Origin of the sequence: Sphingomonas sp. MMS12-HWE2-04 (genome assembly GCF_044881185.1) — a bacterium.
Taxonomy (GTDB): domain Bacteria; phylum Pseudomonadota; class Alphaproteobacteria; order Sphingomonadales; family Sphingomonadaceae; genus Sphingomonas.
Genome location: NZ_CP173254.1, coordinates 2330724 through 2355329 on the forward strand (window position 1 = coordinate 2330724; position 24606 = coordinate 2355329).

A 24606-nucleotide genomic window follows, 5' to 3' on the forward strand; every position below is an offset into this window, starting at 1 on the left:
CCCGGCGCCGCGCCCTGGTTCAGAAGCGGAACTTGGCGTCGAGCACCGCGCGGTCGTCGCGGTACAGCGTCTCTCCGATCCGCCGCTCGACCCCCGCGCCGAGCTCGACCGGACCGTTCTGGAAGCGCAGGCCGCCGCGGATTTCGCCCCAGGCGGCGTTGCCATTGACCATCGGCAGCAGCAGCGCGGCGTCGGGCGCCGCGGCGAAGCGCACCACCATCGATCCGCGATCGCCCGCCAGCGATCGGACATAGTCGCCGGTCAGTTCCGGAACGATCGTCCAGCCGCCCAGCTTGGCCGAACCGGCGAACTGCATCCCCGCCCGCGCCTCGAGCGTCGAAGCGCTCAGCCGATCGATCCGCAGCGCCAGCTCGCCGCCGCTCTCGCGGAAGGGCGTATAGGCATAGGAGGAATAGCCGAGCGACGCGCGCGGCGTGAGGCTCAGCTGCGGCGCCACCCAAAGGTTCACGCCCGCCTCGGCCCGCGCCGCATAGCGATGGACATCGGCGCTGCCCGCCAGCCGGAACGCCGTCTCGCCGGTGGTCGCTTCGCGGCTCACACCGGTGCGGGTCTGCTCGGCCATGCCCAGGCCTGCGACGTAGAAGCCGCCACCCAGCCGGTGCGAGCCATAGATCGCCACCTGCGAGACCCGCGAATCCGCCACGCTGCGGTCGCCGGGCTGCGCCGTGCCTTCGGACAGGCCCATGGACGTGCCGAGCACCGTTCCCGGCGCCACTTCCATCTCCAGCCCCATGCCGATGTACCAGCTGCGCTGGCCATTGGTCTGGCCGGCTAGGCCATAGTTGCTGCGCCCGTTGGTGTAGCCGCCCGAGACGAAGCCCGACATAGTCTCCGGCAGCCCGCCGACGATCGACCCGCCCGGCAGCATCGCCCGCACCAGGCTGGATCGCGCCGCGGTCTGCCCACCATCGAGCGCGCTGAGCCCGACCAGCGCGTCCGGCGCGCCGACGATGCTCAGCCGCCCCGCCGTCCGGCCGGTGCCGAGCATCGACAGGCGATCGGTCACGGCATTGAGCATGATCGTCGACTGGCGCTCCTGCAGCGAGCGCGATTCGCCGAGGATGCTCGGGCTCAGGCTGCGCAGCGTCGAGGTCATCGCGGTGGGATCCATCAAGTCGAGCGGACCGTAGAGGCTCGAGAGCTGGGCGTAGTGGCCACCGCGCAGGGCATCGAGCCCCTTGGCGAAGGCACCCAGCAGATTGTCGAGCCCGCTCAGATAGTCGAAGATCGACCCGGCCTTGAGCGTCACCTTCACGTCGTTGGGATTATAGGTCAGCTCGGGCTTGAGCAGCCCCAACGTGCTGGCGACATTGGCGAAGCGTCCGGTGACGCCGCCCGTCGCGGTCAGGAAGGTGAAGGTCTGCCCATGGCGCGGCGCAACGGTGCCAAGCCCGCGATTGAACAGCACCGTGCCGCCCAAAGCCGCGATGCCGGTGTTGACGGCATCACCTTGCACGCGCAGCCTATCGTTCGAATTGGCGGTGAGATCGATGCTCAGCAAGGTCCCTGAAGACAGGATCAGGTCGCCGCGCACCGTCAAAGCGGCAATTCCGACCGAACCGGGAGCGACGATCGTCCTGCCAATCGTCAGATAGGTCGGGTCGAAGGTGCCCGATCCGGTGAGAATGCCCGACGCGATCAGCGCCTCGCCAGTCTTCAGCGTGCCGTTGAGGTTGGTCCAGCCCGACCATTGCGTGAAGTCGGTAAGCACGTTGAGCTCGCCATGGATATCCAGCTCATGGGCCCCGTCGATCGTAAGCTTGTCGATCGTAACCTTGCTGTTCAGCGTGGTCACGCCCGGCGCCGACAGCGTCACGTCGTAATAATGCGCCTTGATCCCTGCTGCCAGATCAGCGGTGACGTTGTTGGGCACGAAGTTGCGGGTGCCAGGGCCACCTGGAACGTAGATCGCAGTCCCGGATCCGACGGGTACCGGCGTCGCGGTGTCGTCATCGGCAAGGTCGGTGCAGTCGCTCAGGAAGCAGATCGACCCGAACTTCACCGTGTTGCCGCTCACGCCGAGGGCGGGCGTATCAGGTAGCCCGTTGACCAACTGGCCGTTCTTCACGACGGCGTAGTTCGGATCCATCGTCTGGACCCAGTGATTGGGATCGGTCCAGTCGCCGCTGCCCGCCCGATTGGTTGCGTAGACATAGCTGTTGTTGGCGATGATCGCGTCCCAGAACAGGAACAGCGGCTGGTAGAAGGCATGCGTTCCATAGGTCGCATATTTCTGGCCGGAGAAGAACCGCGACCCGCCCGAAAGTACGCCGACCACCACCGGCTTGTCGAAAGCCTGGTCGGCGATCAACGGACCGCCCGAATCGCCGCCACCGATCGTCCCTTCGCGCGGCAGTGCGCCGCCGTCGAACACGTCGAAATCATAGCTTCCCGTGGCGGGGTTGTAGGCCGCCTCACCCGCCGGATTGTCGAAGTCGAACATATAGAGGCTCTGCGGATTGGCCGCCGGCGCTGGTCCGAACAGCCAGTCGTCGCGGTCATCCAGCGACCCGAGCACCGACAGCATGTTCTCGGCCACGCGGCGGCGGAAATCGATCCCCGCCTCGCCCGTCGCAGCGGTACCGCGATTGCCATAGCCGGTGATCACTGCGTGCGTCTCTTCGGTCAGCGGCGAGAACAGCATCGTCCAGGTCGGGATATCGTTTGCCGGCGTGTCGAGCGTGGCCAGGGCGACATCGCCTTCGAGGAAGCCGAACGCGCTATCCGTCAGCGAACGCTGATCATACCAGACCTGTTCGACATTGTAGAGCGCGTTGGCGGTGTTGGTCGCGTGGCCGGAGAGCCAGCTGATCACCGCCGGGCGATTGTCCATCTTGAAACCGACGCTGATCGCGGTCCCGCCACTGGCCGCGCCATAGCTTTCCGCCGGCGCAGTGTTCACGCAATGCGCCGCGAAGATCACCGTCCGCGGATTGACCAGAGTCCCGGTACAAAGGCCGACAAAGCCGCCGCCCTCGTCGACGGTGACCTGGCCGACGCCGGTGATGTCGACGGGATCGAGCACGCCTGTCGGTGGCAACGCGTTGGGGCTGAGATCATTGCGGATCACGATAGCGGATTCGTTGACGACGCTCAGCGGCGCGCCTGCACCTTGTGCATGCGCTTCCTGCGACTGCGCCTGCGCATTTTGCGCGACGACGATCGCCGCGAGCGCAGCCGTTCCTTGCAGCACGCGCCGAAGCGCCGTGCGAGCCGGTATCGAAACCATGCAATGAACTCCCCTTTTCGGGAGCGACATGCCCTGCACGAGCCGCCGTCGCTCCCGTATCGGGATCGACGAACCTCGACCCGGGATCGGCAATCCCGGCGACTCGCGAAGTTGAGCGTAACAGCAATTGGGCAGATGCATACCCCTGCCGTCGAGCTCTACTCTGCGACCGCGAAATTACCTTAGATTGACTTAGGTTTTACCTGCGGACAGCCGCCAGCCCAGCCAGAGCCATCCCGCGATCAATGCCACACCACCGATCGGAGTGACGGCACCCAGCCAGCGGGGCGCTCCCAGCGCCATCAGATAGAGGCTGCCCGCAAACACGGCCCCACCCAGCACGAAGCACCAGGCCGGCCCCTTCGCCGCGCGCTGCACCGCGACCAGCGCCGCGACGGCATGGACCAGTTGATAGTGGCCGCCGGTCTTGAGCCAATCGGCGGCCTCGCCGCTTGCGCCATGCGCCGCGAAAGCGCCCGCCGCCACGGCCACCGCACCCGAAAGCGCCGCGAGTATCGCCACCAGCCTCATCGCCACCATCCCCATTCCCCGAGCCGCGTCGGCGCGGCGTCAGTGACCATCGCTACGCCGACGACCAGCGCGGCAATACTGATCGTGAGCACCGCCCCTGCCAGCATATCCTTCGCAACCTTCACCGACGGGTGGAGGCCCGGATGGAGCAGGTCGATCCCCGCTTCGAGCGCTGAATTAACCAGCTCGAGCGCCAGCACCAGCGCCACCGTGACGGCGACCAAGCCCCACCAGACCGGGGCCGGACGCAGCACCACCAGCGCGACGAGCGCCAGCGCTGCGGTGCGCGTCTGGGTCCGGAAGCTTTTCTCGCGACGCCAGCCGGTGCGCAGCCCTTCGGCCGCGAATCCCAGCCTTTCGCGCAACGGACGGTTCTTCATCCCTTTTCCAGATCGACGACCGCAGCGGCAGCCTGTCCCGCCTGGCTGAACATCGAATCCCGCGCGGCATAGATGTCGCCCGTCTCGCGCTGGAGCTTCAGCCGTTCGAAGTCGCGGCGGCGATATTCCGCCTCGGTCTTGTCGACTTCCTGGATATCGACGCCGACGGCCCCCATCGCGCGCCGTGCCATCACGATGGCGCTTTCCAGCACTTCGCGCACTGCCCCGGCGATCGGCGCCCCCTTCATCTTAATGATCGAGCGCCGGTCATAAGCACGCACGAAGATCGTCGCCTTTGGGAAAGCGTGGTGAATCCCCTCCAGCTTCTCGGTGTCGAGCCCGTCGCCGTCCTGGCAGAACAACAGCAGCTCGGCATCGGCGGCGCCGGCCTGGCGCAGGATGTCCGTGCGCGTGCCGTCGCCATAATAGACCTTCATCCCGAAGCTGCCGGCGGTTTCGATCATCTCGACATCGGTGTCGACGATCGTCACCGGGATGTCCTGGCCGATCAGCATCTGCGCCACCGTCTGGCCGAACCTGCCATAACCGACGACCACGGCGTTGGCGCCCTCCTCTTGCGGGCCTGCGAGCCCCTCCGCGCTCGGCTCGGGCTCGGCGCGGAGTCGCTTGGTTGCCATCATCAGGAACGGCGTCGTCGCCATCGACAGGGTGATGATCGCGCCGAACACGCTCGCCGCCTGATTCTCGATCAGATAAGCGTGCTGGGCTTGGGCGAACAGCACGAAGCCGAATTCGCCGCCCTGGCTGAGCAACACGCCCAGCGCGAACGCCTGACGCCGCTTCATCCCGAACAGCAGCCCCAGCCCCATGATCAACACGGTCTTGGTCGCGATCAGCGCCAGCGCCATGCCCGCGACGAAGAAGGGCCGCTCGGCAATGGCGTGCAGGTTGAGCGTCATGCCCACTGCCAAGAAGAACAGCCCGAGCAGGATCGCGCGGAACGGCTCGACATCGGCTTCCAGCTCGTGGCGATAGGGCGAATCCGCCAGCATCACGCCGGCGATGAACGCCCCCAGGGCCGCCGACAGCCCGAGCATCTCCATGATCGCGGCGCTGGCGATCACTGCGAACAGGCCGGCAAAGACAAACATCTCGCGTTCGCCGAGATTGCCGATCAGGCGGAAAAGCGGGCGCAGCAGGAAGCGCCCGGCAAGGACGAGCCCGATGATCGCCGCGACGGTGTAAACCGCCAGCAGCCAGCCGGGAGGGCCAAGCTGGTCGGCGGGGTTGCGCGACATCGCAGTGACGATGGTGATCAGCGGGACGATCGACAGATCCTGGAACAGCAGGATCGCAAAGGCACGCTCGCCGAGGTCGGTGCGCAGCCGACCGGCGGACTGGAGCAAAGGCAGCACCTGGGCAGTCGAGGACAGCGCCAGCGGCAGGCCGAGCGCGAGCGCCGCGCCGAGCGAGAAATGCGTGGCGTAGACGATACCGGAGATCGCGAGCCCGCAGATCGTCACCTGGAGCAGGCCGAGCCCGAAGATGCTCTGGCGCATCCGCCACAGCCGGCTGGGCGAAAGTTCGAGCCCGACCAGGAACAGCAGGAGCGCGATGCCGAGCTCGGCAATGCCCATCTTGCTTTCGGCATCTCCGACCAGCCCGAGCACCTGTGGCCCGACTACCGCACCGGCGACGAGGAACCCCAGCGTCGCGCCAAGACCCAGACGGCGGAAGATCAGCACGAAAACCAGGGCGAAGCCGAGCAGCGGCGCCCCGTCGCGCAGCAGCGAGATGCCGGCATGGTCCTCCATCAGCGCGCCTCCCTGGCCAGCGCTGCGGCTTCGGCTGCGGCCTCAAAGGCAAGGCGGATCGAGGCGTGGCGGCCGCGGTGCTCGAGAGCGGGCGTGAACAGCTCCAACCCCGGCCAATCTGGCGGTCCGTCGCCTTCGCCGGCAAGCCAGGCGGTGAGCGCGTCGCGCGCCGCGGCGAGCTCCTCCACGCTGCGTCCGACGACATGGGCACCCATCAGCGATGCCGAGGCCTGGCCGAGCGCGCAGGCCCGGACCAGCATCCCCACTGCGCTGACCCGGCCATCGGCATCGAGATTGAGGTCGACGGTCACCCGGCTGCCGCAGACTGGCGAGCGCTTCTCGACGCTCGCCATCGGCGCGGCGAGCCGATCGTGATACGGGATCTCGGCGGCCAAGCGGAGGATCTGGGTGTTGTAGAGCGGCGCGTTCATCCCCTCCGACTTAGGCGACGCGCCCGCCGAGCGCGACCCCCCAATCGGGCAATCAGCGGCTAGTATTGCCCTTGGCGGCGTGATCGTCGCCGAACACCGGTTCGCCATGCCGGCGGCGGTCGACGAAATCGGCGATCGTCGCGCTTGACGCATCGAGCAGCGGATAGGTGGTCGAGCTGGTGATCCATTTCGGCCGCTGCGCAGGGCCGCCGCCGACGGTGTCGAACACCAGCACGACGAGCAGGAAGGCGACGCTGCTTAGCACGAGGCCCTTCAACGCGCCGAAGCCGAGCCCGAGCACCCGATCGACCGGGCCGAGGAAACTGTCGCGCATACGCCCGCCGACGGCGCGGGCGACCATGCGGCCGCCGAAATAGGTAAGCCCCGCAACGATCGCGAAGGCGAGAACCGCGCCGCCCTGTGCGGTGCCGACCCAGCCGGCAAGCAGTGCAGCCAGCGGATTATGGAACAGCTTCAGCGCCATCACGACGAGCAGCCAGGCGAGCAGCGCCAGCACTTCGGTGACGAAACCGCGGATGAAACCCAGCACCGCCGCGCCGCCGATCACCAGCAGCACGATGATATCCAGCCCAGTCAAACTCATGAAACGCGTCCCTCCCAGGGGGTCGCTATAGCGGAGACGCGCGGCAGAGCGGAAGCTGCCGCGCGCACCTTCAGAATATTATCGCTGCTGGGTGATCCGCAACGCCCAGCGATCATAGCCGAGCGCCTCGACACGCTTGAACAGCGCCTCGACAACGGCGCGCGAAGGCTTGGGCTCTCGGTGGAGCACCCAGAGATAGCGGCCGCTGGGCTCGCCGACGATCGACCAGTCATAGTCGTCGCCATGGTCGAGCACCCAATAATCGCCGGTGTAGAGCGGACCGAAGAAGGCGACCTTGAGCTTGGCATTGGTCGCTTCGTCGACGACGATCGCATGGCCTTCGACGAAGCTGTATTTATGGTCGTGCGAACCGGCATTATCGACAAGAATCCGGCCGTCTGGCTCGAGCGTATATTCGGCGGTGACCGAATTGAGGCCCTTCTGAAAGCGGTTCTCATGGCGCGCCAGCTCGAACCATTTGCCGAGATAGCGGGCCAGCTCGACCGGCTTGGCAGGCTCGGGCACCTTGGGATTGATCACCGGCGGCCGCGTGGCGCGCGAATAAAGGAAGATGCCGCCCAGGGCAGCAGCGGCGACACCGGTGGCGATCTTGAGGGCGGTTGTTTGCTTCATGGCGCCACTTTGCGATGCGGGGCGGCGAAATGGTAGCCCCTTGCTTGGTCGCAACGGGCGGTTCGCGGTTTTTTCGGCTCGGAAAGTCTCAAAGGTCACAGTTACGGGGCCGTGGCGGCGCGCCGGACGGGGATGCTAGGTTGACAAAGTTGACACTAAACGCCGGTTTCCGCCAGGCTGTCATTTTACCAAACCGTTGCTTTATAATGATTTTACGAAGGACAGCGTGACGCAACGCGCCACTGACGCGCCACTGACGCGACACCTACGCCCCTGGTTCGCGGCACGCAGGCGCCATCACCGCGCCAGCGCTTCGCCATCGGCGCGCCTGGCACGCGCCTTGCCGCTGACTCGGCGTCTTGGGAGATCAATTCGACGGCATCAAAGAGCGGCGACGGGTCGCGCAGCAAATGACGGGTCGCGCAGCAAATATGGTGCGCCTGTCACGATGTTCAATGTTTGTTCTGATGAGTCGGCATTGAGCCGGTCAGCGCGCCTGCGGCCACCACAGCGAGTTCAGGCTGGCAGTTCGGGGTGCATGCCCGCGCCTCAACCGATCGCGCGATGCACCAGCGCGCCGCAATCGGCATCGGTAGCCGCCGGACCATTATTACCGCTGATCGCGCGGCCGATCGCCTTGAAGACGTTACCGACCGACTTGGTCTCTTTGGGAACGACGATCTGCGGCGCACTGATCGTGCCGCTGGCAGTGACGGTGCCGGGCAGGCGTAGCGTGGTCTTGCCCTTGGGCGCGCCGGTGAGAGTGATCGCCAGCCGCTCGTCGGGGAAGCCGATGCTGCCGTTGCCGCGGCTCTGGCTGATGCTGGTGTCGATCAGCAGCGGATCGATCGTGCCGCGGCCGCCGCGCATATCGAGCCGAAGCACGGCGCAGCGCAGCCCCGCCGCGCCCTTATCGCCGCCGAACAGGCCGCGGCCGAGATCGAAGCCCATCATCGCCGCAAGCTTCGCGGGCAGCGCGCCGGATCGCGCGGCGAGGCCGATCGCGCCATCCGAGCGGCCGACTGCCTCGCGGATCGTGTCGCCGGTGCCGGCGAGGCGGATGCGGGCATCGAGCCGGCCGTCGATCTCACTGCCGCCGAACAGGGCGGCGATGCTGCTGTCGGCCATGTCGAGCGCGAAGGTGACCTTGGGCTTAGGTTGGCCGGCGCGCTGATCGACGGTGATCTTGCCGGTGACGACGCCGCGGGCGAGCGTGACGCGAAGCCGGTCGAGGGTGAGGATGCGATCCTCGAGATTGAGCACGCCGCTGATCGCCTTGACCGACCCGCCGGCATCGACCAGCGAATCGATGCGCACGGCGATGCGGCCGTCGGTCTTGTCGATCTTGCGGATGTTGATCCGGGTGTTGGGCACCACGCGCGCGCCGATCGCCTGCTGGAGCGCGCGCTGCTTGGCCAAGCCCGTGTCATCGGCAAGATCGTTGAAGCGCAGCCGGCTGAAATGCGCTTCGCCATCGAGCTTGGTGCGGCCGTCGACCTTGCGCGCCGTCACGCGGCCGGTGAGCGCGCTGACTCCGATCGTGCCGCGCAGCCCCTCGACGAACCAGGTGTCATCGCTGTGCCGGACCTGCGCGGCGAGTTTGACCGGCTGGGTGCCGAACAGCCCGGCCTCGATGATCCGGTCGATCCGCTTGAGATCGTCGCCGCGCGCGGTCATCGTCAGATCCATCGCGTCGGTGCGCAGCGGCCCGGCCATGCTGCCCTGGGCGTGGATGCCGAGCGCGGGGCCGTCGATCGTCGCGTCGAAGCGCCAGGGCTGGCCGGCGACCATCGGCGCGCCGGTGGCGGCGAGCGTGACCGGGGCGCCGTCGACGCTGCCGCTGCCCTTGGCGACGAGGCCGGTGGTGGGATCGATCGTCACCGCCAAGGTGAATTGGCGGCGCTGGACCGCGTCGCGATAGCGGATCTCGGCGTCGCGCACCTGCGCCACGCTGATCCCGGAACCGCCGCCCTTGCCGCCCGGCTTGCGCGCCTGTCGCCAATTCTCGCGGCGCTGGGCATCGCGGACGAGATCGAGCCGAACGCCCTCCGCGCTCAGCACATCGGCATCGAACTTGCCGAGCAACAGCGACCAGCTCCGCAGCTTGAGCCGGACGGTGCGGACCGCGATCATGTCGCCCTGCCCCGCCCAGGCTGGCTGCGCGACATGGACGTCGCGCACGCGGATCACGGGGGTGAAGGAAAACACGCTCTCGCGCTCGAGCGCCCCGATCCGCACCGGCGTGTCGAACTGGCCGGCGAGCGACCGCTCGGCCGTGCCGCGGAACCAGCCGACCGGGAAGGTCGCGAGCAGGAGGACGAGCAGCGCGACGACGGCGGCCGCCGCGATGATGACAATACGGACGCGGCGCGACATGGCTGGGGGACGAGCGAAACCGGCGAAGGTTCCCGCCCTCAGCCGCGGGGTGCGTGCAGATCCGTATCCTCTAGCGGCCGAGCAGATGGTCGACGAAATCGCCCAGCGTCTTGAACCCGGCGAGTTCGAGGCCGGCGGTGTCGGCCTGGGCGGCGGGGGCGAGCGCGCGGCCAAAACCGAGCTTGGCGGCCTCGCGGCAGCGCAGGCTGCCATGCGCGACCGGGCGGACCTCGCCCGACAGCGCGACTTCGCCGAACGCGATCGCATCGGCCGGCACCGGGCGCTCGGCCAGCGCCGAGACCAGCGCAGCGGCAACGGCGAGATCGGCGGCGGGATCCTGGACGCGGTACCCGCCCGAGACGTTGAGATAGACTTCGCACGCCGAGAAGCTGAGCCCGCAGCGCGCCTCGAGCACCGCGAGGATCATCGCGAGGCGGCCGCTGTCCCACCCGACCACCGCTCGGCGCGGAGTGGCGCCGCTCGCCAGCCGGACGGTGAGCGCCTGGATCTCGACAAGTACGGGGCGCGTGCCCTCGAGCGCGGGAAAAACGATCGTGCCGGTGACGCTCTCATCGCGGTGGGTCAGGAACAGCGACGAGGGATTGCCGATCTCGCTCAGCCCCTCGGCCTGCATCGCGAAGACGCCGATCTCGTCGGTGCCGCCGAAGCGGTTCTTGACCGCGCGCAGGATGCGATATTGGTGGCTGCGCTCGCCTTCGAAGGCGAGCACGGTATCGACCATATGCTCAAGCACGCGCGGCCCGGCGATGCTGCCGTCCTTGGTGACATGACCGACGAGCACCACCGCGGTGCCGCGCTCCTTGGCGAAGCGGATCAACTCGCCGGCGCTGGCGCGGACCTGGCTGACGGTGCCCGGCGCGCCTTCGATCAGGTCCGAATGCATCGTCTGGATCGAATCGATGATCAGCAGCGCCGGCGGCGCGCCGATGCTCAGCGTCGTCAGGATATCGCGCACCGACGTCGCCGCGGCGAGCTGGACCGGAGCATTGCCGAGGCCGAGACGGCGCGCGCGCAAGCGGACCTGGTCGGCAGCCTCTTCGCCCGAGACATAGGCGACGCTGAGCCCGCGCAGCGCGATCTTCGCCGCCGCCTGGAGCAACAGGGTCGACTTGCCGATGCCGGGATCGCCGCCGATCAGCGTGGCCGAACCCTCGACAAAGCCGCCGCCCAGCGCGCGATCGAGCTCGGCGATGCCGGTGGTGGTGCGATCGGGCAGCGCAATATCGGTGTCGAGCGCAGTGAGCTGGATCGCGCGGCCGCCCGACTGAAGATTGTGCTTGGCCTGGAACGGCGTGACGACGCCGCCGGCATCCTCGACCAGCGTATTCCAGTCGCCGCAATCGGTGCACTGGCCCTGCCATTTCGACGCGAGCGAGCCGCACGCCTGGCAGACATATCGTTTCTGGAGCTTCGCCATGGCACCCTAGTAGCAAGGCAGGAACAGAAAGTGAACTCCTCCGCGGCCTCCGGTATCTTCCTATAAAGGAAGTTCTTTTCCCGATGTTCGGGAAAATGGTGGAGTGAAGATGCGGCGTATCGGTCTCGTTCTGGCTTTTGCGTTGCTTGCGGCGTCGCCCGCGCGCGCGCAAGCGCCGAGGGCGGCCGAGGCGCATCTTGGCGCCGCCAAGGACGCGATGTTCGGCAATCCCGCCACGGCGCTCGATGAGGCCCGCGCCGCCGAAAAGATCGCCGCCGCCGCTTCGGGTGACGCGGCCGACCAGACCGTGGCGACGGCGCAATGGCTCGAGGGCGAGGCGCTGTCGCGCCTCAACCGCGACGCCGAGGCCGAGCCGATCGTCGCGCGCGCGCTGGACGCGGTCAAACGGCGCTGGCCGGGCACCAAGCTGCACGCCGACCTGCTGATGACCTGGGGCGGCGTCCAGCAGAACAGCAATCACGCCGCCGCCGCGCTGGCGGCCTATCAGCAGGCGCACAACCTCTTCCGCGACATCCACCAGGAGCGCAGCCAGGCGATCGCGCTGGTGATGATCGCCGGCCTCTACAACGATGCCAAGGATAATGCCTCGGCGCTGCGCTATTACGGCAATGCCATCGACGTCTATCGCGGCGACCGCAACCTGCTGATGTCGATCTACAACAATCGCGGCAACGTGCTGCTCGACACGGACCGGCCGGCGGAAGCTGCCCGCGAATATGGCCATGCGCTGGACATCGCGCGCGCGATGAAGTCGCCACGGCTGATCGTTCCGGTGCTCAACAACCTGGCGCGGACCGACCTTTTGCAGGGCAAGCTGAACTCGGCCGAGGCCCGGATCCGCGAGAGCTTTGCACTGGTGCGCGGTGAGGACGCCGAGGACCTGGCGAGCAATCTCTACGCGGTCTCCGCCCGGATCGCGCTCAAGCGCGGCCAAATCGATCAGGCCAGCGCCGCGATCGACCGCGCCTTTGCCGGTGGGGCGACGCAGGACTCGTCTCGCTGGCGCGAGGCGCATCAGATTGCCTATGAAATCTATTCGCGCACAGGCCGGCTGGCCGACGCGCTCACCCATCTCGCCGCGATGAAGCGGATCGACGACGATGCGACCCAGCTCGCCGCCGACACCAACACCGCGTTGCTGGCGGCACGGTTCGACGCAAGCAACCAGCAGCTCAGGATCGAGAAGTTCAAGACCGACGAAGCCGTCCACCGAGCGGCTTACGAACATGAGCGCGCCCTATTCCAGATGCTGCTGTTCGGCGGCGTGCTGTTCGTCGTGATCGCGGGCGCCGGGCTGCTCGGCTTCGGCACGCTGCAGATCCACCGCAGTCGCGCACAGGTTCGCGCCGCCAATGGCGAACTCGCCGCAAGCAACGTCGCGCTGGGCAAGGCACTCAGGGCCAAGTCCGAATTCCTCGCCACGACCAGCCATGAATTCCGCACTCCGCTCAACGGCATCCTCGGCATGACCCAGGTGCTGCTTGCCGATCCCGAAGTACCCGAGCGCGCGCGGGACCGCGTGGCCCTGCTGCAGGACGCCGGCAAGGCGATGCAGACCCTGGTCGAGGACGTGCTCGACATCGCGATGCTCGACAGCGGCAGGGTTGCGCTCGCCAGCGCACCGCTGGACCTGCGCGGGGCGATCGCCAGCATCGCGGCGCATTGGCGCACCGAGGCCGAAGCGCGCGATCTCGGCTTCGCAATGGACCTGTCGGATTGCCCCGGAATTGTCGAAGGCGATGCGCGCCGGATCAGCCAGGTCTTGACCCAGCTTCTCTCGAACGCGGTCAAGTTCACGCATGACGGCGGCGTCGCGCTCACGGTGCGCCGGATCGGCGGCGACCAGCCCGCGGCAGAAATCATCGTCGCCGACACCGGCATCGGCATTCCTGCCGACCAGCACGGGCTGATCTTCGACAAGTTCCACCAAGTCGATGGCGGCACCACGCGCCACTATGGCGGCGTCGGCGTCGGGCTGGCGGTTGCGCGCAACCTTGCCCACGCCATGGGCGGATCGATCAGCGTGGAGAGCGCGCCCGGTGCTGGCGCCACCTTCCGCTTCCTGCTGCCGGTGCGCGAGGCCGCGGCGCCGGGCAGTCCCGCCAACCGCCCGCGGATGACCGACGCGACGCTGCTGCTCGTCGAGCCCAACCGGCTGGCCCAGGGTGTGACCATGCACGGCCTCAAGCACGCGGTCGGCGCCGTCGAACCGGTCGCCAGCATCGAGGCGGCGCAGGCACGGCTCGCCCAGGGCGGCATCCACTTGCTGCTGGTCCACGCCGAGGCGGTCGCCGACCCAGCCACGCTGGAGGCACTGATCGAAGCCGCAGGCCATGCGGGCGCCACCAGCATCGCGCTGTTCGCACCCGATGGCAGGTTCGACGGCGAAAGCCTTGCGGCGATGGGCGTGACGCTGGCGCTCGCCAAGCCGGTCGCACTTCCCGCGCTCGCCGCAGGCATCCAGTCGCTCGAAGACGGGGCCGCCGCACTGGCGGCGTGAACGCCCGCAGGTTGCTCCCCCTGCCCCACCCGGCTAAGCGCGGGCGCCATGCAGCCCTCTGACCTCCGGATCGCCCTGTTCAGCGGCAATTACAACTATGTCCGCGACGGCGCGAACCAGGCGCTCAACAAGCTGGTCGGGCATCTGCTGGCGCAAGGCGCGACCGTGCGCGTCTATTCGCCGACGACCGACACCCCCGCCTTTGCTCCCACCGGCGATCTGGTCAGCGTTCCGGCACTCGCCGTTCCCGGCGGCCGCGGCGAATATAAGTTCGCCTGGCGTTTGCCCACCGACACGCGCCGCGACCTCGCGGCGTTCCGCCCCAACATCGTCCATGTCTCGGCGCCCGAAATCCTGGGCCACCGTGCGATCGCCTGGGCGAAGCGCCACGGCATCGCGACCTTCGCCTCGCTCCACACGCGGTTCGAGACCTATCCGCGCTATTACCGGCTCGGCTTTCTCGAGCCGCTGGTGATCCGCACGCTCACGCGCTTCTACAACAGCGTCGAGCAGGTGGTGACGCCAGGCAAGTCGATGGCCGACGTGCTGCGCGAATGGGGCGTGACCACGCCGATCGGCACTTGGTCGCGCGGCGTCGATCACCAGCGCTTCAATCCGGACCGCCGCAGCCTCGAATGGCGGCGCTCGCTCGGCATCGCCGACGACGAGTTCGCGATCGGTTTTCTCGGCCGGCTGGTGCTGGAAAAGGGGCTCGACATCTTTGCCGATGTCTGTGGCGCGCTGCGCAGCCAGGGCGTGCCGCACCGCGTATTGGTGATCGGCGACGGCCCGGCGCGCGACTGGTTCGCCGAGCGCGTGCCCGATGCGGCGTTCGCCGGCTTCCAGAGGGGCGACGATCTCGGCCGCGCGGTCGCCTCGATGGACGTGCTGTTCAATCCCTCGGTTACCGAGACGTTCGGCAATGTGACGCTGGAGGCGATGGCCTCCGGCGTGCCGGTGGTGGCGGCGCGCGCGACCGGCGCGATCGACTTGATCGAGGACGGCGTGAACGGCTTCCTTGTGCCTCCGCGCGACGTCGATGCCTATGCCGGCGCGATCGCCAAGCTGGTTCGCGATCCCGCGCTGCACCGCGCGCAGGCCGCAGCCGGGCACCGCATCGCGCAAGCCTATGAATGGGGCGCGATCAATCAGGCAGTGCTCGACGCCTATCTCGACTTGCTCGATCGTCGAGGCTGAACGCGGCGCGCCCGCGCTTCGAACGACCAAACGCCCGTCGCCAACGACCAAATGCGTGAGGCCGGCGTAGGTCTCCACCATTTGGTGGATGCGTGTATCGCCGCCCGCTGGCTAATGTTTCCGAAATAACAAGCAAGTCGGGCCGCTCCGCCGCGTGAGATTTTCGCCTTCCCGCGAGATCTCATTAGCAAGAATTATTTATATTTCGGAGAGTCCCATGGCACTCGAACTGGGCGATCATGTCTGGTATTGGAATGGCAACATATCCACCGACAAGAATATCCCCCGCGCTCAATGGTTTCCTGGCTCCAATCCCGGCGACCCGAACGACTATCTCGGCAATGGCGTGAACATCTATTATTACGTCATTTATCCCAACGAAATCGCCCGCGGGCGCCCGCACTTGCGAAGCGGGCCGGGTAGCTTCGCCTGGCTCAACAACAATCCGGGAAACCTCACCGGCGTGCCCGGCGGGGCGGATTACGGGCAATATCCCGGCAAGTTCAGCTGGCACAATTTCCTGATCTTCCCGACCTGGGAAGACGGCTTTGCCGCAATCGGCAAGTTCCTGCGCGGCCCGGCCTATGCCAGCCTGTCGATCCTGCAGGCATTTTCGAAATACGCGCCTGCCGGCGACGGCGGTAACGATCCGGCGCTCTATGCCAGTTCGGTAGCCGAGGCGCTGGGCGTGCCGGATTCGACGATCATGAGCGACCTCGATGACGAGCAGATGCTGGTGATGCAGAACAAGATCCAGGAAATCGAAGGCGCAAATCCCGGCGAGAGCCTGGCCTGGGATTCGCCGGAGATCCCGCCCGAGATCGCCGAACAACTCCCGGCCTGATCGATGCGAGCGGTGAGGCAACTGCTTCGCCGCCCGCCCGTGCTTCCCGATATCAGGGGATATTCCATGTCGAAACTCGAAGACTATTTGAACAGCAGCGAGGGCCGCGCCCGCGCCGCAGCCGCCACTGCTGCCGCCTATGCGCAGTTCGGCGCGTATCTGGAGAAGCAGCTCGCCGTCGACGCCGTCGACCCGTCGGCCATCCAGGCCCAGCTCGCCTGGTTCGCGGCCGCCGGACCGACGCTCAAGAACGAGCTGCCTGTGGACTCGCCCGTCCTGCGCCAACCCGCGCTGCTGACGATGAACTGGCGGTTCGAGGACGAGCGGGCGGTGAACGCGCCGCTCGATCTCGATCTGCCCGGATTGCGCAAGACCATCGATACGCTGGAGCCGGTGCGCGGCGACGTGATCCGCATGCTCGACGCGTTCGGCGAGCCGATCGTGGACGAGGGGTTCGAAAATCCGAGGCCGGGCGGCGGCGGGCGCAGCTTCGGGTCGTTCCCGTCCAGCTTCCGGGACGATGCCGCCGGATTTGCCAGCTCGCGCATCCGCGGCATGTGCGACAATGAAGTGCGCAACGCCAATCTCAGCGGCACGTCCGGGCCGGACGCGGATTTCGGCTATTTCGACAGCGTGCTGACCGGGCTGTTCATGTCCGCCGCTGCCGCCGCATTGGGCCCGCTGGGTCCGGTCGTCACCGGGCTCGGGCTGTTACTGGTGCCCCGCCTGCTCAATGCGATTTCGCGGTCGATCGATACCTACAGGCACGACGATGTCCGGCGGTGGTAGGCGCGCGCCTCTGCCTATGCGTTACTGCCCACGTGCCGATGCGGCGGTCAGCGCGCGTTTGAGATCGGGGTAGATCAGGTCGTTGCCGAGGCCGCTCGGATGGTCGCCGTCGAGGAATAGCGGGCGTCCACGGTCAAGCGCGGCACAAGTTTCGGCGGGGCAGAATAGCGGCAAGGGATCCCAGATCGTCACCGCTTTCTGCTCCGCCGCGATCGCCTGCATCGCGTCTAGCGCGTGATGGCGGCGCATGAGCATGGCGCTGCGCGCGATCGTCAGCCCCTGGCAGATCGGGTTGTGCGCGTTGAACCAGTCGGCGCAGCGGAAGGTGGGGCTCGGGAAGATCGGCTTGGGCGCTTCGAGCACCACGCGGGCGCCGTCCGAGGCGAGCCGCGCGATCAGGGCGCGCGCCTCGTCGAGCGTTTCCGGCGCGACGCTGTCGTCATGCGGGCCGATCAGGTCGCGGTCGTTGTCGAACTGGTTGGCGATGCGCGTGACGCGCAGGCCGGGCAGGAAGACGACGTCGCCGGGCTTCGAGCGCGAAACGATGTCCTGCGCGACGCCTTCGTACCAGGCAGTGCAGCGCGGGCGCGCGGCATGGCTCTGGATGAGTTTGAGATAGGGGCAACCGGCGCGGAAATAGAGCCGCACGCTGGCGCCGGTATCGGCGACGAGCTGGCGCAGCGCGGGCGTGTAGGCGAGCGCATGCGAATCGCCGGGGACGAAGACCTGGAACCGCACCGGGCAGGTCCGCGGGGTCCATTGCTGGACGCGATCGGGCATCGGCCCGCCGGTGACGCCGCAATGGTCGCGCGCCGGATCGACCGGGCGGGCCGGATCGGCATACCAGGCGAGCCGATCGCGCGTGACGCTCAACGTGATGCGATCGTGCGCGGCGATCAGCCCCTGGCCGAGCAGCGCCGCGATGACGGTCGCAGCGAGCACGGCGGCGACCACGCGCCCCGGCCGCTTCTGCCGGATCGCGGGATTGGCGCGCAGCGGACGCTCGATCCAGCGATAGGAGGCCATCGCCAGCGCCACGGCTAGGGCAAGCGCGGCGGCACGCAGCGGCACGGTGTGGAGCCCGCAGGTCCAGCGGAACAGCACGAACACCGGCCAGTGCCACAGATACAGCGAATAGGAGCGCAGGCCGAGCCACAGCATCGGCCGGGCGGCCAGCCCGCGCGGGCCGCCGCCGGCGACGATCGCCATGATCAGCGCGATGGTGCCGAGGACGGGGAGCAGCGCGAATGGGAAGGGAAACAGCGCGCCTTCCGGCAGCGCGAAGCCGATCGCGATCAGCAGCAGTCCCGCCGGCACGAGCGCGCGCTGCCGCGTCGCCCAGGGCTTCCAGCGGTCGCGGGTGAGGCACAGCAGCATGCCGGCACCCAGTTCCCAGAAGCGGGCGAAGACGAGATAGAAGGCGAACTTCGCCGCGACGAACTGGAGAACGGCGCAAAGCGGCAGCGACAAGACCGACAGGATCGCGATCCAGCGCACTGCGCGCGGGCCGCTGTGCAGCCGCTGGTGCCACCAGACGAGCAGCGGGAAGAACAGATAGAATTGCTCCTCTACCCCCAGCGACCAGCTATGGGTGAAGGGATTGTAGAGCGCCTGGGGGCCGAAATAGCTGTCGGTATCGGTCGCCAGCACGATATTGCTGAGGCCGAAAAAGGCGAAGCGCGCGACCTGCGAAAGGCTGCCGCTCAGCCAGGCGTCGGGGATGAAGAGCTGTGCCGCGAGCAGCGTTGCGAGCAGCATCGCCAGCAGCGCGGGCATGATCCGCATCAATCTGCGCGCATAGAAGAAGCGCGCGAGTGCGCCGATGCTGGCAAAGTCGCGGCCGACGATCGAGCCGGTCACGACGAAGCCGGAGATCACGAAGAAGATATCGACGCCGGTCAAACCGCCGGGAAGCAGTTGCGGCCATAGATGGAACAACACTACCGATGCGACAGCGATCGCGCGCAGTCCATCGATGCCGGCGATATAGCCGAGCCCGGTCTTCTGGTGGTCCGTCACGTCTTCCCCGTGCGCTTTTTGCGCTTTGTGCTTTTGCCGCTGCGCGCTTCGCTAGGGCTGCGCGCGCCTGGCTGCAAGCGCGGGGAAGCAGGCCGGCGCTATTTCCAATCGTAGGTCAGTTCGCCCTCGCGGAACGCGAAGCGATCGAGATGGCGGGCAACGGCGCCCTTGAGCCCGTCGAGCTGCTCTTCCGAAGACGCGTCGATGCGGATGTCGAGCCCGGTCTCGGCGACGTTGAACGTCACCACCGCATCGCCGGGATGATCGGCGCCGCGGGCATCCCGCGGGAAGATCACCGTGCCGTTCTCGGGGGTGAACTCGACCTGGAGATTATGCTGCCAATGCTTGCAGAGCTGCTGGAGGTAGCGGCTGGCATGGTCGGTCGGCACCAGCGCCTCGGCGGAAATAGTGGTCATCGTCATACTCGTCTCCTTGGGCGGCGGCACGATCCCGTACCGCCGCCGCAATAGTTCGATCCGCGGCATTCAGAGCCGTTCGATCTTCCGCGCCGCTTCGTCGAGGATCGCCGCGACGTCGTGCAGCGTCTCGGCTTCAACGCCCTCGGCGTGCAACCGGTCCTGCAACACGGCGCGAAGATTGCCCATCGCACGGCGAATCGGGCCGCCCGAATGGCGCGACTGCGCCTCGCCCAGCTGGGCCAGCCGGGCGAACAGCGCCTCGACCAATTCGGCATTTTCGGCGAGATGCGCGGTGCCGGCCGCGGTCACCGCGAACTGCTTCTTGGCGCCCTCGCTCTTCTGCTCTTCGATGAGTTCCATATCATCGAGCAGGGTCAGCGTCGGATAGACTACGCCGGGGCTCGGCGCATAGGCGCCGCCCGAGCGCTCCTCGATCTCGCGGATCAGGTCATAGCCGTGGCGCGGCTGCTCGGCGATGAGCTTGAGCAGAAGGAGCCGAAGCTCGCTGCCGTCGAACATCCGGCGACGCCCGCCGCGGCCGCGGCCACCTTCGGGGCTTCCGCCACCGACGCGCCACTCCACTTCGAACGGCCCCCAGCGGCGCGATCCGCCATGGCGACCGGCATGCCGGCCACCGCAACCCTGTTCGCCACCCTCACCGCGTCCGCGGACAAAATGATGAAATCGCATTTCGTTACTCCATATAAGAATCATGATGGCTCTAAGATATATCTTGAAAGAATTTGTGCAAGCCCCCTGCCCGCATGGTCGTCAAACTTTCTTCTTGGGCGTCCAGACCCTATCTTGGCGGTGATGGCCGATCTTTTTGCCCCCACCGAACAACCCCCGCTTTCCGACGAGACGCCCGCGGAGGGTCCGCTCGCCGATCGGCTGCGCCCGCGCCAGCTCGACCAGGTCGTCGGCCAGGAGCATCTGACCGGTCCCGAAGGCGCGATCGGGCGGATGGTCGCGGCGGGGAAGCTCTCGTCGATCATCCTGTGGGGGCCGCCGGGGACCGGCAAGACGACGATCGCGCGGCTGCTCGCCGATGCGGTGGGCTTGCGCTTCGTCGCGATCAGCGCGGTGTTTTCGGGCGTGGCGGACCTGAAAAAGGTGTTCGCCGAGGCAAAGGAATATGCCCGGCTGGGGCGCAAGACGCTGTTGTTCGTGGACGAGATCCACCGCTTCAATCGCGCCCAGCAGGACGGCTTCCTGCCTTATGTCGAGGACGGCACCGTCACGCTGGTCGGCGCGACCACCGAAAACCCGTCGTTTGAATTGAATGCCGCATTGCTCAGCCGCGCGCAGGTGCTGATCCTGCACCGCCTCGATCACAGGGCGCTCACCAAGCTGCTCGACCGCGCCGAGGAACTCGAGGGCAAGCCGCTGCCGGTCACCCCCGAGGCGCGCGACGCGTTCGTCGCCAGCGCCGATGGCGACGGGCGCTTCCTGCTCAACCAGGCGGAGACGCTGTTCTCCGTGACCTTCGAGGCGCCGCTCGATCCGGGCGCGCTGGGCGATTTCCTCCAGCGCCGGGTCGCAGTCTACGACAAGGACCGCGAGGGGCATTACAACCTGATCTCGGCGCTGCACAAATCGGTGCGCGGATCGGACCCCCAGGCGGCGCTCTATTATCTCGCGCGGATGCTTACCGCCGGCGAGGAGCCGCTCTATGTGCTGCGCCGTCTCGTCCGCATGGCGGTCGAGGATATCGGCCTCGCCGATCCGAACGCGCTGGTCCAGTGCCTCGCCGCCAAGGACACGTACGAGTTTCTGGGCAGCCCCGAGGGCGAGCTGGCGATCGCCCAGGCGTGCCTCTACGTCGCCACCGCGCCCAAATCGAACGCCGCCTATATGGCGCAAAAGGCGGCATGGCGCTCCGCCAAGGAAACCGGCTCGCTGATGCCGCCGCAGAACATCCTCAACGCGCCTACCAAGCTGATGAAGCAGATCGGCTATGGCGCGGGCTATACCTATGACCATGATGCCGAGGGCGGCTTTTCGGGCGACAATTACTGGCCCGAGGAGATGGCGCCGCAGAGCTTCTACGAACCGACCGATCGCGGCCACGAGAAGCGCATCGCCGAGCGCATGGCGTGGTGGGATGAGATGCGGAGCAAGCGGCGAGATGGATGACTGGGACGACGCCGTCGCTTTTGCCCGCGCGCTGCCCGGGGTCGAGATGGCGAGCTTCTATGGCGACATGGTGCCAAAGCTCAACGGCAAGGCGATCCTTTCGCCCGGGCGCGAGGCGGACAGCTTTCACCTGCCGGTAAGCCATGCCGACAAGGCGATGCTGATGGAAACCGATCCCGACACCTTCTGGCAGACCCCGCATTATGAAGGCTGGCCGGGGGTTTTGGTCCGCTACGGGCGAGAGCGCGAACGGGTCGAGCGCTGGATCCTGCGCCGCTGGTGGGACGTCGCGAAGAAGGCGCAGCGCGTGGCCGCCGGGATGGAAGAGCGACCGTGAACGCGCGCCATTAATGTCGCGCTTTACCGACTTCATAGCCATCGACTGGTCAGGCCAGGCGGTCGAGCGGCCCAAGGGGCTCGCTGTCGCGCATGCCACCGCCAGCACCGCCGCGCCGCTCTTGATCGATCGTAGCTGGTCGCGCGCAAACATTCTCGGCTGGCTGGGCGAACTCGCCGCCGCCGGCACCCGCGCGCTGATCGGACTGGACCTTTCGCCCGCCTTTCCGTTCGCGGATGAAGGCACCTATTTCCCCGCCTGGGACGCGTCGCCAGCGGATGGTCCGGCGCTCTGGAAGCTGGTTGACGCGCTGTCCGCCGACGATCCGCACCTCGCCGCGACCAGCTTTGTCGGCCATCCGCATGCCCGCCGTCATTTCCGCCAGCGCGGCGATTGCGGGGATTTGTTCCCGGCCGGACGCGGCCGCTTCCGGGTCTGCGAGCATGGCCAGGAAGCGATGCGGCTGTCACCCTATAGTTGCTTCAACCTGGTCGGGGCGAGCCAGGTCGGCAAATCGAGCCTGACCGGCATGCGCGTTCTGCATCGGCTGCGCGGCCGCGTCGGGCTGTGGCCGTTCGATGCGGTGCCCGAGACCGGGCCGGTGCTGGTCGAAATCTACACCTCGCTCGCCGCGCGCGAGGCGGGGATGCGCAAGGGCATCTCCAAGATCCGCGACGCCGCGACGCTCGACGCGATGCTCGCCGCGTTCGGCTCGGAGCCGCACGCGCCGCTGCCGCGCTATGACGACCATGCGACCGACGCGATCCTCTCCGCCGCCTGGCTCCGCGTCGCCGCCGAGCGCCAGGAACTATGGGCACCGGCACTGCTCACGCCCGAACTGGCGCGCACCGAGGGGTGGACGTTCGGCGTTCCCTAATTGAGCAGCCGGAAGCGCACCGCGGTGCCGCCGCCGGGAGCGAAGACCAGCGTCAGCGTGTCGGCGCTGGTGACGGTGCGCTTCTCGATCCGGTACGCAGTCGGATTGGTGCGGTAGTCGGCGCCCTCCCCGTCGCGATAGATCTGTGCTTCGTAGCGCTTGCCAGGGGCGAGGAAATCGAGGCGTTGCTCGAGCGTGCGCGCGACTTCATCGGTGATCGCGCCGAGATACCAGTCGCCGCGGCCACGCTGCTGGCGCGCGACGACGACATAATTGCCGATGTCGGACTGGAGCGTGCGTGTCGTCTCCCAATCGGTGGGAACATCGCGGATGAACTGGAAGGCCGCGGGCTGCGCCTCGTAATTCTCGGGCAGATCGGCCGCCATCTGCACCGGCGAATAGAGCACGACATATTCGGCAAGCTGCGCCGTGAGCGTTGACTGGACGCGCAAGGTCACATCGTTCTGGCCATGGGCGAGATCGAAGATGCCGGGGGTGAAGTCCATCGGCCCGGCGAGCATCCGCGTGAACGGCAAGATGGTAAGGTGCTCGGGCGGATTGGTCGGCACGCCCCAGGCGTTATATTCCTGCCCGCGCGCGCCTTCGCGGCTGATCATATTGGGCCAGGTGCGGCGCAGCCCGGTATCCTTGACCGGCTCGTGCGCGTCGATCGCGACGCGGTGCTTCGCGGCGACTTCGGCGACATGGAGATTGTGGCGCACCATATATTGCCCGGCGAACCATTGCTTGCCGCCCTCGGCATCGAGGATCTCGCCGCTGTTCTTGACGTATCCGGTCTTGACGACATGCACGCCGAGTTTCTCGTAGAATGCCATCGCGTCTTCGAGCTGGCTTTCGTAATTGACCACGGCGCCGCCGGTTTCGTTATGGCCGATCAGCTGGACGCCCTTGGCCTTGGCATAGGCAGCGAGCCCCGGCGCGTCGAAATCGGGATAGGCCTTGGTGAAGCTGAACTTATCGCCATTGGCGATCCAGTCGCCGTCCCAGCCGAGGTTCCAGCCTTCGACGAGCACGCCGTCAAAGCCGTTCTTTGCGGCGAAATCGATATAGCGCTTCACATTCTCGGTGTTGGCGCCGTGGCGATAGCCGCTGCCCCAGGTCGAATGCTTGAGGTGCATCTCCCACCACACGCCGACATATTTGCCGGGCTTGAACCAGGCGACGTCGCCGAGCTTGTTCGCCTCGTTGAGGTTGAGCTCGATGCGGCTGTCGGCGAGGTCGCCGGGAGTCTCGCCGATCAGGATCGTGCGCCAGGGGGTGGTGAACGGCCCGGTCTTGCGCGCCGCCTCGCCGCTCGGCCACGGCATCAGCGACGCGCTGAGCGTGCCGGTGCCGTTGCCGGCGATCAGCATGCTGGGGAAGTCGACCAGCGCGGCCTCGTGGAACGAGAGGAACACGCCGTTGGCGCCCTTCAGCGTCAGCGGCGTCTCCGCCAGCGTGATCCGGCGCGCATCGGTCTGGCTGTAGAGATATTCGTCGCGCTCCGCCCCCAGCGCCGAATACCACCAGGCCTGATAAGCGCCGATCGGACGGAACTGGGTACGCTCGCCGCTGACCTTCACTGCCTGGCCAGCAGGCACGGCATAGCCATAGCGAAAGCCGATCCCGTCTTCGAAGACCCGGAAGGTGACGTCGACCGCCCTGTTGAGCGGTGTGTCCCCGCCCAGCGTGACGGTGAGCGCGTTATGCCGGTCGCGGATGCGGCGCTGCTCGCCCCAGGGCTGTTCCCAGCTGGTATCGACCGAGCCGCGGCGCGGATTGGTGAGCGTCGTGAAACGCGCGTCCTGCTCGCCTTCGAAGCGCAGCCCCAGTTCGGACGGCGCGAACAGCGCGGTGCCCTTGCGCGCGACGGTATAGACCGCCCTGCCCCCAACGACATCGACACAGACTTCGAGCGTCTTGCCCGGCGATTGCACGCACTCGCGCGCCTGCGCCATCGCCGTGCTGGACAGAAGGGCTGCGAGCGACAGCGCGGCAGAACGGAGGGGCATCGACGGTCCTTTGTGTTGAAGAGATCGGCGCTGCCGC

At 67.2% G+C, this 24606-nt stretch carries 20 protein-coding genes; 7 read left to right on the plus strand and 13 right to left on the minus strand.

The genetic code is table 11. The features are described 5' to 3' along the window. Positions 1-19: 19 nt before the first annotated feature. The 9 genes from AB2M62_RS10575 to radA all read right to left on the minus strand — a co-directional run bounded on the left by AB2M62_RS10575 (position 20) and on the right by radA (position 11418). Positions 20-3250: an autotransporter domain-containing protein gene (locus AB2M62_RS10575; protein WP_404333557.1), complete on the minus strand. Its 3231-nt coding sequence runs from the start codon at positions 3248-3250 to the stop codon at positions 20-22. 192 nt (positions 3251-3442) lie between these two features. Next, positions 3443-3781, minus strand: a complete 339-nt coding sequence (locus AB2M62_RS10580; protein ID WP_404339902.1) for a DUF423 domain-containing protein — start codon at positions 3779-3781, stop codon at positions 3443-3445. Further along, the gene (locus AB2M62_RS10585; RefSeq protein WP_404333559.1) at positions 3778-4161 is read right to left on the minus strand and encodes a diacylglycerol kinase; all 384 of its coding nucleotides are present in this window, start codon (positions 4159-4161) and stop codon (positions 3778-3780) included. Before AB2M62_RS10585 ends, AB2M62_RS10580 begins: the two co-directional genes overlap by 4 nt. Beyond that, entirely contained in the window at positions 4158-5936 is a 1779-nt protein-coding gene (locus AB2M62_RS10590) for a cation:proton antiporter (RefSeq protein ID WP_404333561.1), read from the minus strand. Before AB2M62_RS10590 ends, AB2M62_RS10585 begins: the two co-directional genes overlap by 4 nt. Further along, positions 5936-6367 carry an iron-sulfur cluster assembly scaffold protein gene (locus AB2M62_RS10595; RefSeq protein WP_404333562.1) on the minus strand — a complete coding sequence of 144 codons (432 nt, stop codon included), beginning with the start codon at positions 6365-6367 and terminating at the stop codon, positions 5936-5938. Before AB2M62_RS10595 ends, AB2M62_RS10590 begins: the two co-directional genes overlap by 1 nt. Positions 6368-6419: 52 nt before the next feature. Continuing rightward, positions 6420-6971, minus strand: a complete 552-nt coding sequence (locus AB2M62_RS10600) for a CvpA family protein (protein ID WP_404333564.1) — start codon at positions 6969-6971, stop codon at positions 6420-6422. Between the two features lie 78 nt (positions 6972-7049). Further along, positions 7050-7604 (minus strand): lipocalin family protein, encoded by a 555-nt coding sequence (locus tag AB2M62_RS10605; protein WP_404333566.1) that lies wholly within the window; start codon positions 7602-7604, stop codon positions 7050-7052. Positions 7605-8153: 549 nt separating this feature from the next. Then, the gene (locus AB2M62_RS10610; RefSeq protein ID WP_404333568.1) at positions 8154-9980 is read right to left on the minus strand and encodes an AsmA-like C-terminal region-containing protein; all 1827 of its coding nucleotides are present in this window, start codon (positions 9978-9980) and stop codon (positions 8154-8156) included. 70 nt (positions 9981-10050) lie between these two features. After that, a complete protein-coding gene (gene radA / locus AB2M62_RS10615) occupies positions 10051-11418 on the minus strand; it encodes a DNA repair protein RadA (RefSeq protein ID WP_404333569.1) in 1368 nt (455 codons plus the stop codon). A 109-nt stretch (positions 11419-11527) separates the two neighbouring features. Here radA and AB2M62_RS10620 point away from each other — a divergent pair, with 109 nt between their 5' ends. From AB2M62_RS10620 to AB2M62_RS10635, 4 genes are all read left to right on the plus strand, one after another. Beyond that, complete coding sequence (locus AB2M62_RS10620; protein WP_404333571.1) at positions 11528-13939, plus strand: ATP-binding protein; 2412 nt, start codon at positions 11528-11530, stop codon at positions 13937-13939. A 48-nt stretch (positions 13940-13987) separates the two neighbouring features. Then, a complete protein-coding gene (locus tag AB2M62_RS10625; RefSeq protein WP_404333573.1) occupies positions 13988-15136 on the plus strand; it encodes a glycosyltransferase family 4 protein in 1149 nt (382 codons plus the stop codon). A gap of 217 nt (positions 15137-15353) precedes the next feature. Further along, positions 15354-15980, plus strand: a complete 627-nt coding sequence (locus AB2M62_RS10630) for a hypothetical protein (protein WP_404333575.1) — start codon at positions 15354-15356, stop codon at positions 15978-15980. A gap of 66 nt (positions 15981-16046) precedes the next feature. After that, the gene (locus AB2M62_RS10635) at positions 16047-16769 is read left to right on the plus strand and encodes a hypothetical protein (RefSeq protein ID WP_404333577.1); all 723 of its coding nucleotides are present in this window, start codon (positions 16047-16049) and stop codon (positions 16767-16769) included. A gap of 21 nt (positions 16770-16790) precedes the next feature. Here AB2M62_RS10635 and AB2M62_RS10640 read toward each other — a convergent pair whose 3' ends face one another. From AB2M62_RS10640 to AB2M62_RS10650, 3 genes are all read right to left on the minus strand, one after another. Beyond that, positions 16791-18788, minus strand: coding sequence for an acyltransferase family protein (locus AB2M62_RS10640; protein WP_404333579.1), 1998 nt, complete (start codon positions 18786-18788; stop codon positions 16791-16793). Positions 18789-18886: 98 nt separating this feature from the next. Next, on the minus strand, positions 18887-19210 hold the full coding sequence (locus AB2M62_RS10645) for a DUF2218 domain-containing protein (protein ID WP_404333581.1): 324 nt from the start codon (positions 19208-19210) through the stop codon (positions 18887-18889). A 63-nt stretch (positions 19211-19273) separates the two neighbouring features. Next, positions 19274-19897: a PadR family transcriptional regulator gene (locus AB2M62_RS10650; RefSeq protein ID WP_404333583.1), complete on the minus strand. Its 624-nt coding sequence runs from the start codon at positions 19895-19897 to the stop codon at positions 19274-19276. A gap of 123 nt (positions 19898-20020) precedes the next feature. On the opposite strand from AB2M62_RS10650, the gene AB2M62_RS10655 reads away from it, so the two are divergent. The 3 genes from AB2M62_RS10655 to AB2M62_RS10665 are packed head-to-tail and all read left to right on the plus strand — an operon-like array spanning position 20021 to position 22557. Further along, entirely contained in the window at positions 20021-21343 is a 1323-nt protein-coding gene (locus AB2M62_RS10655; protein ID WP_404333584.1) for a replication-associated recombination protein A, read from the plus strand. Beyond that, positions 21336-21680 carry a hypothetical protein gene (locus tag AB2M62_RS10660; RefSeq protein WP_404333586.1) on the plus strand — a complete coding sequence of 115 codons (345 nt, stop codon included), beginning with the start codon at positions 21336-21338 and terminating at the stop codon, positions 21678-21680. Before AB2M62_RS10655 ends, AB2M62_RS10660 begins: the two co-directional genes overlap by 8 nt. A gap of 13 nt (positions 21681-21693) precedes the next feature. Next, a complete protein-coding gene (locus tag AB2M62_RS10665; RefSeq protein ID WP_404333587.1) occupies positions 21694-22557 on the plus strand; it encodes a hypothetical protein in 864 nt (287 codons plus the stop codon). Here AB2M62_RS10665 and AB2M62_RS10670 read toward each other — a convergent pair. Further along, positions 22554-24569, minus strand: coding sequence for a glycoside hydrolase family 97 protein (locus AB2M62_RS10670; protein WP_404333588.1), 2016 nt, complete (start codon positions 24567-24569; stop codon positions 22554-22556). The two genes, AB2M62_RS10665 and AB2M62_RS10670, sit on opposite strands and share 4 nt — an antisense overlap. Between the last annotated feature and the right edge of the window lie 37 nt (positions 24570-24606).

Excerpts from the sequence above, each read along its gene's own strand:
- AB2M62_RS10635 (WP_404333577.1), top strand. The coding sequence starts at position 16,047 with ATGTCGAAACTCGAAGACTATTTGAACAGCAGCGAGGGCCGCGCCCGC.
- AB2M62_RS10655 (WP_404333584.1), top strand. The coding sequence starts at position 20,021 with ATGGCCGATCTTTTTGCCCCCACCGAACAACCCCCGCTTTCCGACGAG.
- AB2M62_RS10575 (WP_404333557.1), bottom strand. The coding sequence starts at position 3,250 with ATGGTTTCGATACCGGCTCGCACGGCGCTTCGGCGCGTGCTGCAAGGA.
- radA (WP_404333569.1), bottom strand. The coding sequence starts at position 11,418 with ATGGCGAAGCTCCAGAAACGATATGTCTGCCAGGCGTGCGGCTCGCTC.
- AB2M62_RS10590 (WP_404333561.1), bottom strand. The coding sequence starts at position 5,936 with ATGGAGGACCATGCCGGCATCTCGCTGCTGCGCGACGGGGCGCCGCTG.
- AB2M62_RS10670 (WP_404333588.1), bottom strand. The coding sequence starts at position 24,569 with ATGCCCCTCCGTTCTGCCGCGCTGTCGCTCGCAGCCCTTCTGTCCAGC.
- AB2M62_RS10610 (WP_404333568.1), bottom strand. The coding sequence starts at position 9,980 with ATGTCGCGCCGCGTCCGTATTGTCATCATCGCGGCGGCCGCCGTCGTC.
- AB2M62_RS10665 (WP_404333587.1), top strand. The coding sequence starts at position 21,694 with ATGTCGCGCTTTACCGACTTCATAGCCATCGACTGGTCAGGCCAGGCG.
- AB2M62_RS10605 (WP_404333566.1), bottom strand. The coding sequence starts at position 7,604 with ATGAAGCAAACAACCGCCCTCAAGATCGCCACCGGTGTCGCCGCTGCT.
- AB2M62_RS10600 (WP_404333564.1), bottom strand. The coding sequence starts at position 6,971 with ATGAGTTTGACTGGGCTGGATATCATCGTGCTGCTGGTGATCGGCGGC.
- AB2M62_RS10650 (WP_404333583.1), bottom strand. The coding sequence starts at position 19,897 with ATGCGATTTCATCATTTTGTCCGCGGACGCGGTGAGGGTGGCGAACAG.
- AB2M62_RS10595 (WP_404333562.1), bottom strand. The coding sequence starts at position 6,367 with ATGAACGCGCCGCTCTACAACACCCAGATCCTCCGCTTGGCCGCCGAG.
- AB2M62_RS10585 (WP_404333559.1), bottom strand. The coding sequence starts at position 4,161 with ATGAAGAACCGTCCGTTGCGCGAAAGGCTGGGATTCGCGGCCGAAGGG.
- AB2M62_RS10625 (WP_404333573.1), top strand. The coding sequence starts at position 13,988 with ATGCAGCCCTCTGACCTCCGGATCGCCCTGTTCAGCGGCAATTACAAC.
- AB2M62_RS10620 (WP_404333571.1), top strand. The coding sequence starts at position 11,528 with ATGCGGCGTATCGGTCTCGTTCTGGCTTTTGCGTTGCTTGCGGCGTCG.
- AB2M62_RS10660 (WP_404333586.1), top strand. The coding sequence starts at position 21,336 with ATGGATGACTGGGACGACGCCGTCGCTTTTGCCCGCGCGCTGCCCGGG.
- AB2M62_RS10645 (WP_404333581.1), bottom strand. The coding sequence starts at position 19,210 with ATGACGATGACCACTATTTCCGCCGAGGCGCTGGTGCCGACCGACCAT.
- AB2M62_RS10630 (WP_404333575.1), top strand. The coding sequence starts at position 15,354 with ATGGCACTCGAACTGGGCGATCATGTCTGGTATTGGAATGGCAACATA.
- AB2M62_RS10580 (WP_404339902.1), bottom strand. The coding sequence starts at position 3,781 with ATGAGGCTGGTGGCGATACTCGCGGCGCTTTCGGGTGCGGTGGCCGTG.